Here is a 15,145-nt window from a genome sequence, read left to right as displayed (position 1 = left end):
TTTTCTCTTCATTTTTCATTTTCGTTGTCTCTCCTCATACAACGAAAGAGAATAAGACCAGCCTACATAACGGCTGGTCTTATTCTTTACACCATTTTATTAAATTCTTTTCGTAACCTTTTTATGATTCTTTTTTCCAAACGCGAAATGTATGACTGTGAAATCCCAAGCATATCCGCTACATCTTTTTGCGTCTTTTCCTCTCCTCCAGCGAGCCCAAACCGAAGTTCCATAATTTGTTTTTCACGATCATTCAATTGATGTAATGCTTTCATTAGAAGATGACGATCAACAGTAGCTTCTAAATCTTTTGTAATAATATCATCGTCTGTCCCTAATACATCTGATAATAAAAGTTCATTCCCGTCCCAATCGATGTTAAGTGGTTCATCAAAAGAAACTTCTGAACGATTTTTATTATTGCGGCGTAAATGCATTAAGATTTCATTTTCGATACAACGTGAGGCATATGTTGCTAATTTTATTTTCTTTTCTGGATTAAATGTATTTACCGCTTTAATAAGCCCGATTGTTCCAATGCTAATCAAATCTTCAATATTTATCCCTGTATTTTCAAACTTTCTTGCTATATATACGACTAGCCGTAAATTACGTTCAATTAGTAACGACCTTGCCGCCTGATCTCCTTTTGGCAATTTATTTAATAAAACTTCCTCTTCTTCTTTCGTTAACGGCGGTGGTAACGCTTCACTTCCACCAATGTAATAAATTTCATCGGTCTTAATTCCTAATTTCAACAATACTTTATACCAAAGGTATACTAAATAAAATTTTAATTTCATCATATTATCCCGCCTCCCATTATTAAGCAATTACCATTTTTTGCGAAATTAACATTTTCGGATGCACAATACATTGATACTCTCCATTGGTTGACAACTGTTGTGTATTTAATCCAATCAATACTTTATTCACGACAATAGAACTACCTTCATGATAAATTTGTACACTTTCTGGCTTAATTGCCCATAAAAATTGATTCTCTACTCCTACTGCTCGGAAAGGAATTAAGCGTAATTTTGTCGCCCACCCAGAATCATTTTCTGGTATTTGAGGAATCTGTGTTTTGGAATAAATTTGTTCTGTTAACCAAGCTGGCAAACAATGTTCTAATGATGAAATATGCATAATCATAACAGGTGTTTTCGTTAACGGGTCGTAAAGTTGATTCCCACTATCAATTAAACCTGCGAGTTCTAGTTCCTCTTCAGCTAATTGAATTTTCAATTTCACAATTTGATCATAGTGTATTTTTGTAACCTCTACGCTTTCAATACGCTTTTTAGAAAAATAATAAATGACTGGAAAACCAAAAATAACGAACAACCAACTAATTGGGTCACCGTAAGAAATTGATTGAGATTGAACCAACCCATTTACCATTTCATTCGTTTGCAAAAAGAAATGAGTGCCCATTAATCCTCCGCCAACCATAAAGGTTACAAAGTAAAAAGTAAAAACAGTTTGTGCATAATTTCTAAATGTTGTAAACCCAAATGCTGTATACACAATAAGTAACGAGTACAGTAGTTTCATAATTGGATGTGTCATCATAGAAGCAAAAGGAGTAAAGGCAAAAATAACAATGGTTGAACCTATCAATGCCCCTAACACAAGCCTCCATCTTTTGATCTTCTTTTTTAACACGGTAGCCGTTAATAAAAGTAAAAGAAAATCAATGCAGGCGTTTAACAACCAAACAACGTCGGCGTAAACAACCAAACAATTCACCTCTTTTTTTAAGTTGAGACTAGTATAATGCATATCCAATAGGAAAGTGTGTCAATTTGCGGAGGTGTTTTTTTGTTATTTTGTGCTTTCTAGACATAATCTGTCGGTAAAAAATAAAAGTAAATGTTTCATAGAATGCTATATACTTTTTACTTACATATAAAGTGAAACTTTAATCGCCACGCACCAATCGTGCTATCCGTCAAATAGCGGAATAGATTAAAATATATAAAATAAAAAAAGACCTGCTTAGGCAGATCTTTTCCCTGTATAAAACAAAAAAGGAGCATAAATGCTCCTTTTCTTTTATCGTCTACGACGATTACGTAAGAATGCTGGAATATCGATATCATCTGAATCTGAATGACGCTCATGTACAACTGGCTCTTCACGCTTCATTTCACGTTTTACTTCACGTTGTTTTGGTGGTTGAGCTACTGGCTGTTGCTGTTGTTGCGTGTGATTCACATTCGGACGGATAATTGGTTTTGGTGGTTGAGTTGCAATTGTATCATCAAAACCAGTTGCAATTACAGTTACAACGATATCATCTTTTAATCCTTCATTAATAACCGAACCGAAGATCATATTTACTTCTGGATCTGAAGCTGAAGCTACAATGTCTGCCGCTTCTTGTACTTCATATAAGCTTAAGTTAGCTCCACCCGTAATGTTCATGATAACACCTTGAGCTCCATCAATAGATGTTTCTAATAATGGACTAGAAATCGCTTTTTTCGCAGCTTCAGCAGCACGATTTTCTCCATTACCAGAACCAATACCCATTAAAGCAGAACCTCTATTAGACATAATTGTCTTTACGTCTGCGAAGTCTAAGTTAATTAAACCTGGTGTTGCAATTAAATCAGAAATACCTTGAACACCTTGACGTAATACGTTATCTGCTTCACGGAATGCCTCTAACATTGGCGTGTTTTTATCAACAATCTCTAATAAGCGATCGTTTGGAATTACAATAAGTGTATCTACATTTTCTTTAAATGCCGCAATACCAGATGCCGCTTGTGTTGCACGCTTACGTCCTTCAAATGTAAATGGGCGTGTTACAACCCCAACTGTTAATGCACCTAATTCTTTTGCCACTTGAGCAACAACTGGAGCTGCACCAGTTCCAGTTCCGCCGCCCATACCAGCAGTTACGAATACCATATCAGCACCACGAAGTGCTTCTTGGATCTGTTCTTTACTTTCTTCTGCAGCTTTTTTCCCTACTTCAGGGTTTGCACCTGCACCAAGTCCACGTGTTAATTTTCCACCAATTTGCATTTTCGTTTCAGCTTTTGATAGATTTAATGCTTGTGCATCAGTATTCACAGCGATAAAGTCTACACCTTGTACACCGTGTTCAATCATACGGTTTACAGCATTGTTTCCGCCACCGCCGACACCGATAACTTTTATATTCGCTAATTGATCTTGAGTAGTATCAAACTCTAACATGTCGAAATCCCCCTAGAACCTCATTTTTCGTGTCCAATTTTAATCCCATAAATAACGGAATACACGTTTTACTTTTGACATCATACGGTCATCATTTTGATTATTATTGTTTTGATTACGAGTTTTTTGTTTCGCAGGTTGCTGTTGTACCGGCGTTGGAGCTGGTGCTGGTACTGGTTCAAAATGCTCTTGTTTTTCCTGCACATTTTTCCCACGCAACTTAGCTTTTTGATAAGAATGTTTAATTAATCCTACTCCACTTGTATATTGGGGCTCACGCACGCCAATATAATCAGGAGTTGCTATACGAACATTTTCATGTAAAATATCATATGCAAGATCAAGAACACCTGGCATAGAAGCAATTCCACCAGTTAGTACATAACCAGAAGCTACTTGCTTTACCCCTAACTTACGCACTTCATCTTGAACAAACATTAAAATTTCCTCTACACGAGCCTCTATTATATCCGATAATTCCAACTGAGAATATTGTTCTGTTTGATCGCTTCCCATAATAGGAACCGTAAACATCTCTTCTTCAGACGCTGTATCATAAAAAGCATGTCCATATTTCAACTTAATTTGATCTGCATTTTCTGTTGAAGTTTTCAACCCAATCGCAATATCTTTCGTTATATGGTCTCCACCTAATGGTAATACGCTCGTCGCTTGTAACTCTCCATCTTTAAAAATAGATAAAGTTGTAGATCCTCCCCCCATATCAACAAGGGCTACTCCTCTATTTTTTTCATCTGAAGATATAGCAACTGTTGCAGCCGCTAAAGGTTGAAGACAAATATCAACAATTTCAAGACCTGCTTTTTCTACACAACGAAGTAGGTTATGTAGTAAAGTTCTCGAGCCTGTAATAAGTGTACCTTCCATTTCTAATCTTACACCGATCATCCCGCGCGGATCGTTAATCTCGTCAAGACCGTCTACAATGAACTGTCGAGGTACCACATCAATAAACTCACGTTCTGGAGCAATTGACACAACTTGTGCTGCATCTAGAACGCGTAAGACATCTTCATTCCCGATTTCACGATCTTCATTTGAAACAGCGACTACTCCGTGACAAGGAAGTAGCTGTACCTGGTTTGCATTGACACCTACTACAACTTGCTCAATGTGGATTCCCACCATGCGCTCAGCTTGTTCAATTGCTTTTTTAATTGATCGAACAGTCTCGTCTATATCAACTATCGATCCCTTCTTTAAACCATTTGATTTTACATTTCCAACACCAATAATGTTTAAGCTGTCATTAACCATTTCACCAATGATGACTTTAACATTGGATGTACCGATGTCAAGACTAACATATATTTCATTGCTGTTCATTCTTTGGCACCTCCTTCTTTATTTATACCATACAACTCAATATATGGAACAACAATCGCAACTTTACTATTTATAAGAAAAATATTCAACGTCTTTATACGTTTCCCTTTTTTAACCCTATATTTTTCTTATTTTTATTTAACATTCATTTAAGAATATTGCAGTAAACTGTGAATAACTGCTTATCTTGAAATAATTCTATTTCAAGTGTAAAGATTACCGCCAAGTATAAGTCTACACTAAGATGTACTCATAGAAAAGTGAAACTTGTACCAATCCTAGTATGAATCTAAGAATTTTTACATATTTTTCATCAAATGAACCATTCTTGTAAATTCCTATGCACCAAGCAGAACATTCGTTTCGTTTTTTTCTACAATAACGTAGTGAAAACTATCATTCTATTCTTTTTTTTCTTCTGCTCCTAATTCTTTCGTATACGCCCCTACTTCTAAGTCAATTAATACCTTTTTACCTGGCTCAATTGTTTTTAAGATAAGTGGATAAGCTTCCATACGTTTTGCGAAATTTTGAATCGTAGCGCTCACTTCATACCCTTCATTCATATATAAAGTAAGGTGGTCTTCATTCGCATTTGTCGGTGAATAACGAATTTCAGAAATAGACCTTAAAATAGTTGGTGTTAATTTTTCAAGCTCAGCAATTAACTCCTTCATTTTCTCCTCTTTAAAAGGTTCAAAAATTGGCGCTGCAACAGGAAGTTTTCCGTTCGGGAGTACATCAAGTGTTTTCCCGTTCTCTAATAACGGTTGTAATTTCCCATCTTTGTTTATATAACCAATCGTTAAATATTCTTCAATATGAACGTCAATTTTATTTGGAAAACGCTTCTTTACATTTACTGCTTTAATTTCTTTTCGTTTCGTTAAGTTTTCTTCTGCTTTATGTGCTGTCACTCGGAAATAACTTGTATCATATGTCACACCTGATTCCTTCATCACTTGTTCATCTGTCATATAATGATTTCCAAACACGCTTATCTTTTTTATATTGCTAAGTGGAGACCGAAAATAAATTAAAAAGAGAACTAATAAAAATAAAATTGATATGTATAAAATCAACCGATGATTAACATTTTTCTTGTTTTTTTTCTGTTGATTTTTTAACTTTGGTACACGATCCTGTAGTTTAATCACTTTACTATTTTTCATGTACGATCCCCCTACGTAACATAAAGAACGGCATGTTCCTCATGCCGTTCTTATCTTCTTATTATAACATAAATGATAATGAGCGGAACGAATAACCGTTATCTTCCAATGATTTCTACTTCTGTATGCATTTCTACGCTAAATTTATCCTTGATTGTTTGTTTTACTAATGCTATTAAAGATAATACATCTTGCGCGCTAGCTCCACCAGTATTAATAATGAAGTTCCCATGCATTTCAGAAATTTGAGCTCCACCTATTTGATAACCCCGAAGCCCCGCCTTCTCTATTAAATCTCCTGCAAAGTATGGAATTGGATTCCGAAACACACTTCCTGCACAAGGATGATTCCATGGCTGTGTTTCACGACGGTAATCTTTATTCTTTTGCATGACACTTACAATTCCCTCACGCTCTCCTATCTGCAATTGAAACTCAGCTTCCAAAACAATACCAGGACGTTTCGTTTGCAATACAGATGTACGATAGGAAAACTCCATTTCTTCATGCGTTAACCAGTCAATTGTTCCATCTTCAAACAAAATAAGAGCTTTTGAGAATATGTTTGATATATCCGATTTATGTGCTCCTGCATTCATATACACTGCACCGCCAACACTTCCTGGAATACCACTTGCAAACTCCAGACCAGCTAACCCTTGACGACTAAGTAAAGTTGATAATTTAATCAGGGGATACCCACCACCAACTCTTACTCTATGTTTTTCGACTTCTAAGTGGTCTAATCCTTCTCCTAAACGAATAACGACACCTTCTATCCCTAGATCAGATACAAGAAGGTTCGAACCGCGACCAATTACAGTCCACTTTGTTTTATATTTCTTTACTAACTGCAACGTTTTTTCAATACCGGCAACATGCTTTGGCACAATTAAAATATCAGCTGGTCCACCTATTTTCATAGTTGTATAACGTGCTAACGGTTCATCCACTAACACACGACCAACATTTGCTTCTATAAGCTCATTTACTAATTGCTCCATAAACAATCTCCCCCATACTAAGCATCCTTATTACAGTAGTATGCAGGGCGTTCACCTAACGTTATTTTTTTACAAGCTTATTCATTACTTCATACAACTTATTTGCTGCATCTGGAATACCTAATTGCCCAGCAGCAAGCTTCATATTTTGTAATGTTTGTGCATCTAATAAAATCTCGTCAATATCACGAATAAGTGTTTCAGCTGTTAAATCTTTTTCAAGCAACATTTTTGCTGCTCCTTTATCGACAACAGAACGTGCATTTTTTTCCTGATGGTTATTTGTTACATAAGGACTCGGAATTAACACACTTGGCTTACCCAACGCTGTTAATTCTGCAAGTGTTGTTGCTCCAGCTCTTGAGACAACAAGGTCTACACCTGTAAGTACTTCTGGCATATTATGAATGAAAGGTTTAATAATAACATTATTCGGGTTCCCTTTTTGCTTCACTGCATCCATCACTTTGTCGTAATGAACTTCACCTGTTACATACAATATTTCGTAACTTTTATTTCCAAACTGTTCAATTGCCTCTACGAAAGCATCGTTAATTGGTCTAGCCCCACGGCTGCCACCAAAAATAAGCACGGATTTTTTAGGAAGAGATAAACCTACTGAACGTTTTCCTTTCATTCCATTTTGATCCATTACTTCTGACGCTCGTGGGTTTCCTGTCATGACCACTTTTGACTGCGGAAAATGTTCTGCAGCCGCTTCAAAACAAACTGCAACTTTATCAACATAGCGGCTCAAAAATTTATTCGTTACACCAGGTACACTATTTTGTTCATGTACAATAGTTGGAATACCTAATTTTGCCGCAGCATATACAACAGGTCCACATACATATCCACCTGTTCCAATTACAATATCTGGATTGAAACGACGAATATATCGTTTACTATCTTGTACACCTTTTAGAAAACGCATCACCGTTTTCACGTTATCTAACGATATTTTACGCTTAAATCCACTTATAACAATAGATTGAAACGGTATACCTGCTTTGGGCACGATTGTGCTCTCTAATCCATTCTCCGTACCAATATATAAAAACCTTGCTTCCGGATTTAATTTTTTTATTTCTCTTATTAAAGCAAGAGCCGGATAAATATGACCTCCAGTGCCCCCACCACTTACTAATACACGCACTACTAACTCCTCCGCTTCTCTTTTTCTTATTACAGTCGTATTTATTTCTATATACATATTGTTTCTTCGTACACATACGAAAAACCCTGTCTTATAAAACAGGGTTTAGTAGCGAGAATGGCGACTTATATTTAATAATACACCTACTGCCATTAACATTAATGTCAAACTTGATCCACCATAACTTAAAAACGGCAAAGTAATACCCGTAACAGGCATCAATCCTGTTACAACACCAACATTAATCATTACTTGAATCGCAATCATCGCCACAATACCTACTGCTAAAAACGTACCATATAAATCTGGCGCTCCTAAAGCTATACGAATCCCACGCCATAATAATAGACTAAATAATAATAACACAAATGAACCACCAATAAAACCTAATTCCTCGGATAAGATTGCAAATATAAAGTCTGTTTGCGGTTCAGGTAAATAAAGAAACTTTTGTCTACTTTGTCCAAGTCCAAGCCCGAATAATCCACCTGGTCCAATTGCGAGTAACGATTGAATAATTTGAAATCCACTTCCAAGCGGATCTGACCACGGGTCTAAATATGATGTAATACGTTTCATCCGGTACGGTGCTGATGCAATTAGCCCTACAAATCCTGCTACACCAAGCAAACCAAACATTGCAAAGTGAAAGACTCTTGCTCCTGAGATAAATATCATAATGATACATGTCCCAACCATTACCGTCCCTGTACCAAGGTCGGGCTGTAACATAATCATTCCGAAAGCAAGAAATACAAAACCTAAAGCTGGTAGTAAACCACGTTTAAAAGAGGTAATTAATTTTTGTCGTTCCGCTAAAAATTTCGCTAAGAAAATAATCATCGCAAACTTCATAAATTCGGACGGTTGAATGGAAAATGCCCCGATTCCAATCCAACTTCGCGCTCCTCCTCGAACAAGACCTACTCCAGGAATAAGAACGAGAATAAGAAGAATGAAGCAAACTAGCAAAATTACTTTTGAATACGTACGCCACACCCAATAATCAATTTTCATAATAAAAAACATAGCCACTACACCAAGACCTGCGAATAGCAATTGCCTTTTTGCAAAAAAGAATGAGTCCCCCATTTTATAAGAGGCCCAAACCGCACTCGCACTATAAACCATAATCATTCCGATTGTTAACAACGCAAGTGTAACGATGATGAGAATAAAATCAGGCGTTTTCTTCATTACCCATAAACACCACCTCTTTAGGCAGAAACTTTTGCCCTATGTAACAAAACATCAGTAGGTGTTAGCCTACTGATGTTTTGATTTACTTTATATAAGTTTATGCACAGCTTGTATAAAAATGTCTCCTCTTTCTTCAAATGTTTTAAATTGATCCCAGCTTGCACATGCTGGAGAAAGAAGAATTACATCGCCATCTGTAGAATGAGCATAAGCTTTCACTACAGCTTCATCTAAAGTATCGACACTTTCAATTGTATCTAATCCCGCTTTTTCTGCAGCTCTTACTAATTTTGGAGCTGTTTGTCCAAATGTTACAATCGCTTTAACATTTTTGAAATACGGAATTAAATCATCGAATTCATTTCCACGATCCAGCCCACCTGCTAATAACACAGTCGGTTGTGTAAACGCAGATAAAGCTTTCTCTGTCGCTAACATATTCGTTGCTTTTGAGTCATTATAAAACTTACGGTTGTTTATAGTTGTTACGTATTCTAAACGATGTTTTACACCTGTAAAACGTTTTAAAACTGCCGTAATCGCTTCATTAGAAACACCCAATAATTTTGAGATACTCATCGCTGCTAAAATATTTTCTAAATTATGTTGACCAGGTAAAACGATATCGCCTACTTCAACAACTTTTTCACCTTTAAAATAAAGAGCATTATCTTTTATACACGCACCATCTTCAATTTCTTTCGTTGTTGAGAACAGTACTTTTTGACCTTTACTATAAGCAGATAAAGCCATCACATCTGCATCATCTGCATTTATTACACTATAATCATTTTCTGTTTGGTTTTTAAAAATATTCGCTTTTGCTAAACCATATTCTTTTTTCGTCCCATGATAATCTAAGTGGGCCTCAAATAAATTTAAAAACGCAGCAATTTTAGGTTGGAATAATTCTACTCCCATCAATTGGAACGATGAAAGCTCTGTAACTACAACTTCATTTTCTTTTGCATCCTGTGCTACTTCACACGCAACAGTTCCAATGTTCCCTGCAATTACGGGATGCTTTTGTCCTTCTTTTAGCATTTCAAATGTAAGCATTGTCGTCGTCGTTTTACCGTTAGACCCCGTAATCCCAACAAATGGTGCTTCTGAAATACGATATGCTAATTCAACTTCCGTAACAATTGGAATTTGCTTTTCTTTCGCAGCAACTAATATTGGATTAGAATACGGGATTCCTGGATTTTTTACTACAAGAGAAATATTTCTCTCTAATAATTCTAAAGGATGACCACCGCATACAACATCCATTCCTTTTGCTTGTAATTCTGCAGCAAGTACATTCTCTGCTAAAGGCTTTCCGTCATTTACAATAACATTTGCCCCTAACTTTTGTAACAATGTAGCTGCTGCATAACCACTTTTTGCAATGCCTAATACAAGAATATTCTTATTTTGAAATTCAGTTACAGTTTTCAATTACATCCACACCCCGATATAAATTCCTAACACAGCTAATAAAAATCCTACAGACCAAAACGTCACAACAACACGCCATTCTGACCAACCACATAATTCATAATGATGGTGTAATGGACTCATTTTAAAGACACGTTTTCCTGTTGTTTTAAACGAAATAACCTGAATAATAACCGATAAAGTTTCCATTACGAATACTCCGCCAATGATTACAAGTAGCAATTCTTGTTTTAATAAAATTGCTACAGCTGCAATGGCTCCACCTAAAGCTAATGAACCTGTATCTCCCATAAACACTTTTGCTGGATTCGCATTGAATACTAAAAATCCAAGTACAGCTCCTACAACTGCCATACAGAATATCGCTACTCCAAATTGCTCTTGTGCCACAGCAATAATACTAAATGCTCCAAATGCAATAGCAGCTGTTCCTGATAATAAACCATCTAAACCGTCAGTTAAGTTAACTGCATTTGATCCACCAATAAGCATAAATAGTACAAGTACAAAATACGCCCAACCTAATTCAAACTTAACATCCGTTCCCGGAATCATGATGTATGTGTGGAACGCTTGCCCTTTTCCAATTAAAAAGAACGCAATAGCAATAACAAGCTGACCTACTAATTTTTGTTTTGATGTTAAACCAAGATTTCTCTTCTTAACTACCTTTATGTAGTCATCTAAAAATCCAATCAATCCGTAACCAAATGTCACTAATAGTAATAACGATACCTCTGCACCTAAATGATTAAACTTAATCGCCATAATAAGTGAAGTTACCATCATAGATACGTATATGACGATACCACCCATTGTCGGTGTCCCTGATTTTTTTTGATGTGATTTTGGTCCCTCATCACGAATACTCTGTCCGAACTTTAATTTTCTTAAAAATGGAATAAACAATGGCGAAAGGGCAACAGAAATTAAGAATGCTACCCCAGCCGTTACTAATAAACCTTGCTCAAGCACATGTAGTCCTCCTCTCACGTTGTTACTCTTCGTTGTTTAAACGCTCTGTAATTGCTTCTTTAGCGATTTCACGATCATCAAAATGATGAACATCTTTACCAATAATTTGATATGTTTCATGACCCTTACCAGCAATAATGATAATATCTTCAGCTTTTGCGTTAGCAATTGCATGGTATATCGCTTCTTTTCTATCAATAATCACTTCATAATTATTTCCATTTGCACCATGTACCATATCATCTAAAATAGCTCCTGGCTCTTCACTTCTTGGATTATCTGAAGTGTAAATGGCGTGAGTTGCATATCGTGTTGCAACACTTGCCATGATTGGTCTCTTCGTTCTATCTCTATCACCGCCACAACCGACGATGCAATATACGTCACCTTTTGCAAACTGTTTTGCTGTTTTTAATACATTTTCTAAGCTATCTGGTGTATGTGCATAATCAACAATAACTGTATAATTTTGTCCACCATCAACTACTTCAAAACGTCCTGGAACTCCAGCTAGTTCCTTTATTACATCAATGATTGTTTCTAAACTTACACCAGAAACAAGTCCTGCCGCTGTCGCAGCTAGTACGTTATATACATTAAATTTCCCAATTAATTTCATCGTAACATTTACACTCTCATACGGTGTTACAAGCGTAAATGTAGTTCCACCACTTGTCATAACGATATCTTTTGCCATAACATCACTTGTTGTATCAATTCCATACGTTACAACAGTTGCTGCAGTACTTCTCATATATTCCGCTGTTACAGCATCATCGTTATTCAATACCGCGTATTTTTCACGATTATGGTTATAACTATTGCCAAGTTGCGCAAATAGCAACCCTTTTGCATGTTTATATTCTTCCATCGTTTTATGATAGTCTAAATGATCTTGTGTTAAATTTGTAAACACTGCGACATCGTAATCACATCCGTGTACACGGCCAAGATCTAAAGCATGTGACGAAACTTCCATTACTGTGCTATCCACACCGTGTTCAACCATTTTTGCAAACGTCTGTTGAAGTGTTAGTGCATCTGGTGTTGTATTTTTCACCTCAAATGTTTCATCACCGATTTTCATATTAATCGTTCCAATTAGCCCCGTTTTATGACCATGTGCGCGCATAATCTCATCCATAATATGCGATGTTGTTGTCTTTCCATTTGTACCTGTAATACCGATTAAATGTAACTTGTGTGTTGGTTGACCATAAAAATAATCAGCTAAAACCGCTAACGAACGAAAAGTATTTTTCACAAGTACAACTGGAACGTCAACATCAATTGGTCTTTCCGCAACAATAGCAGCCGCTCCTTGTGCCGCTGCTTGCTTAGCAAAATCATGGCTATCAACCGTATATCCTTTCATACATACAAATAAGCTTCCTTCTTTCACTTTACGTGAATCAGCTTCTATAGATGTGATTTCTGGATTTTCTTTTGGAACAACTGGAAAATCATGCAAACATGATACAAGTGTATGCAACTTCATTTCACTAAACCCTCTCTACATTGTGTATTTATCTCTTTTATTAATAAGCAACACGTTACCTCCTAATTATGTAAAATAGGAGGTAAGTGCTACTGTGTCTAATAAATAGACCTATTTATAACCGAGACTCTTGCGGTCTCAAATTAAGTAACTCTTCTATAAAGAACTCACTTCCACCAATTGTACCATAAAACGTACTAGGTTACCTTTAATTCCCGAAGTAAATTCTAATTTTTGAGCCTTCTTTCACTTTAGCTCCTGCTTCTGGGGACTGTTTAATGACTTTCTCTCCATCTCCGCTTATATCAAGCTTCAAATCAACGAGTTGCGTCTGTAAGTCTTTCTTTTTCATACCAATTAAATTCGGAACTTCCACAGTTGGTGTATCGCCCCATTTATATTCTCTCTCAACTTGTTCTTTTCTCGGTTTCACTCCCATAACAGGAAGTGCATCCCGCAGAATATTCCCAACAATTGGAGCTGCTACTACTCCACCAAATTGCGTTACACCTTTCGGATTATCAACAGCAACATATACAACAATTTCTGGATCATCTGCTGGAGCAAAACCGATAAAAGATACGATATAATTATTCTCTAAATATTTACCATCTTTCACTTTTTGGGCCGTACCTGTTTTTCCGCCTACACGATACCCATCAATAAAAGCACCTTTACCAGATCCCTTTGCTACAACATTCTCTAATGCATACCGAACTTTTTCTGAAGTTTCCTTGGAAATAACTTTTCTTTTTTCCACAGGTGTCTTTTTACTTACAACTTGATTGTTTTTCGGATCAATAAATTCTTTAGCTATATACGGTTGATACAATGTTCCACCGTTTACAGCTGCTGCTACCGCCGCCACTTGTTGAATTGGCGTAACAGAAACACCTTGACCGAATGAAGTTGTTGCTTGCTCGACTGGACCGACTTTGTCTAGATTAAATAAAATCCCACTACCTTCACCTTGCAGGTCAATTCCAGTTTTTTGTCCAAAGCCAAAATTACGAATGTATTTAAACAATCGATCTTTACCAAGACGATCACCCAGTTCGATAAATCCTGGGTTACAAGAGTTTTGAACTACTTCTAAAAACGTTTGGCTACCATGGCCTCCTGCTTTCCAGCATTTCAATCTTGCTCCACCAACTTCAGCTGCTCCATCATCATAAAACGTATCTTTCTCTAAGTCTACTAAATTTTCATTCAAAGCTGCGGCTAGCGTAATGATTTTAAATGTTGAACCAGGTTCATACGTACTCCATACTGGTAAATTTCTATTGTACACTTCTGGAGAAACACTTTGAAAATCTGCCGGATCAAAACTCGGCCGACTCGACATACCTAAAATTTCACCATTTTTCGGATTCATCGCAATCGCAATCATACCATCTGGATTATATGTCGACTCTGCAATATTCATTTCTCTTTCCATAATTCTATTAATACGTGCATCAATTGTTAAGCCTAAATTCAAACCAGCTTCTGGTTTTTTGAAATCATCACCAACATTAGGCATCCTTTGCCCTTTTGCATCTGCAAAAAAGCGCACATGACCTTCATCACCATTTAGTTCTTTATCATAATATTTTTCTAGTCCCATAAGACCTTGGTTATCACTACCTGCAAACCCTAATACGTGTGATAAAAAGTTGCCAAATGGATAGTACCGGATAGAGTCCTCTGCGATATAAACACCTTTCAAACTTAATCCTCTTACCTCTTTCGCCTTATCATGTGATATTTTCCTTCCGCCTTTATCTAACCTTACAATTGATTCTTTTTTTGTAATCCTCTTATAAATCTCATCTTTTTCCACACCTAATACTGCAGCTAACTTCTCTGCAGTCTCTGCTGGTTTTTCAATTTGCCTCGGTACAACAAAGACAGTTGGAGCACTTTTATTCGTGGCAAGTTCCACACCATTTCGGTCTAAAATTTTTCCACGTTCAGGTTCAAAAGTAATATTACGACTCCATGAATCTTTCGCACGATCCGTTAACATATTCCCAAGAAAAAATTGCACATATCCAAGACGAATATCGATGATAGTGAAAATAAGTATACCTGATATGAGTATAAAAATAAGTCGTTTTCTAACTGTTACATTTGATACACGCATATTGGAACAAGCCTC

12 protein-coding genes are annotated in these 15,145 nt (G+C 36.4%); all 12 read right to left on the bottom strand.

The window, feature by feature from the left end; translation table 11 throughout:
• Nucleotides 1-86: 86 nt before the first annotated feature.
• Complete coding sequence (gene sigE, locus QCI73_RS08175) at nucleotides 87-806, bottom strand: RNA polymerase sporulation sigma factor SigE (RefSeq protein WP_000976948.1); 720 nt, start codon at nucleotides 804-806, stop codon at nucleotides 87-89.
• Between the two features lie 19 nt (nucleotides 807-825).
• Entirely contained in the window at nucleotides 826-1,743 is a 918-nt protein-coding gene (spoIIGA, locus tag QCI73_RS08170) for a sigma-E processing peptidase SpoIIGA (RefSeq protein WP_000261994.1), read from the bottom strand.
• Between the two features lie 315 nt (nucleotides 1,744-2,058).
• On the bottom strand, nucleotides 2,059-3,213 hold the full coding sequence (gene ftsZ / locus QCI73_RS08165; protein WP_000888991.1) for a cell division protein FtsZ: 1,155 nt from the start codon (nucleotides 3,211-3,213) through the stop codon (nucleotides 2,059-2,061).
• Between the two features lie 39 nt (nucleotides 3,214-3,252).
• Complete coding sequence (ftsA, locus tag QCI73_RS08160) at nucleotides 3,253-4,560, bottom strand: cell division protein FtsA (RefSeq protein WP_001087553.1); 1,308 nt, start codon at nucleotides 4,558-4,560, stop codon at nucleotides 3,253-3,255.
• Nucleotides 4,561-4,961: 401 nt separating this feature from the next.
• Nucleotides 4,962-5,732 (bottom strand): cell division protein DivIB, encoded by a 771-nt coding sequence (gene divIB / locus QCI73_RS08155; protein WP_327922582.1) that lies wholly within the window; start codon nucleotides 5,730-5,732, stop codon nucleotides 4,962-4,964.
• A gap of 98 nt (nucleotides 5,733-5,830) precedes the next feature.
• A complete protein-coding gene (gene murB, locus QCI73_RS08150; RefSeq protein WP_048550540.1) occupies nucleotides 5,831-6,736 on the bottom strand; it encodes a UDP-N-acetylmuramate dehydrogenase in 906 nt (301 codons plus the stop codon).
• 61 nt (nucleotides 6,737-6,797) lie between these two features.
• Nucleotides 6,798-7,892, bottom strand: coding sequence for an undecaprenyldiphospho-muramoylpentapeptide beta-N-acetylglucosaminyltransferase (murG, locus tag QCI73_RS08145; protein WP_001265415.1), 1,095 nt, complete (start codon nucleotides 7,890-7,892; stop codon nucleotides 6,798-6,800).
• Nucleotides 7,893-7,997: 105 nt separating this feature from the next.
• Nucleotides 7,998-9,089 (bottom strand): stage V sporulation protein E, encoded by a 1,092-nt coding sequence (gene spoVE, locus QCI73_RS08140; protein WP_000753510.1) that lies wholly within the window; start codon nucleotides 9,087-9,089, stop codon nucleotides 7,998-8,000.
• Between the two features lie 90 nt (nucleotides 9,090-9,179).
• Complete coding sequence (gene murD / locus QCI73_RS08135; protein WP_000860124.1) at nucleotides 9,180-10,532, bottom strand: UDP-N-acetylmuramoyl-L-alanine--D-glutamate ligase; 1,353 nt, start codon at nucleotides 10,530-10,532, stop codon at nucleotides 9,180-9,182.
• Nucleotides 10,533-11,507, bottom strand: coding sequence for a phospho-N-acetylmuramoyl-pentapeptide-transferase (gene mraY / locus QCI73_RS08130; RefSeq protein ID WP_000893058.1), 975 nt, complete (start codon nucleotides 11,505-11,507; stop codon nucleotides 10,533-10,535).
• Nucleotides 11,508-11,529: 22 nt separating this feature from the next.
• A complete protein-coding gene (gene murE / locus QCI73_RS08125; RefSeq protein WP_000766300.1) occupies nucleotides 11,530-13,005 on the bottom strand; it encodes a UDP-N-acetylmuramoyl-L-alanyl-D-glutamate--2,6-diaminopimelate ligase in 1,476 nt (491 codons plus the stop codon).
• A 208-nt stretch (nucleotides 13,006-13,213) separates the two neighbouring features.
• Nucleotides 13,214-15,130 (bottom strand): stage V sporulation protein D, encoded by a 1,917-nt coding sequence (locus QCI73_RS08120; RefSeq protein ID WP_001266227.1) that lies wholly within the window; start codon nucleotides 15,128-15,130, stop codon nucleotides 13,214-13,216.
• Nucleotides 15,131-15,145 lie beyond the last annotated feature (15 nt).

It is taken from the genome of Bacillus cereus group sp. MG16 (assembly GCF_040459875.1).
In the GTDB taxonomy this organism is placed as follows: Bacteria; Bacillota; Bacilli; order Bacillales; family Bacillaceae_G; genus Bacillus_A; species Bacillus_A paranthracis.
The sequence above is the reverse complement of the archived record's forward strand: the minus strand, read 5'-3'. Positions and strand labels throughout refer to the sequence as shown.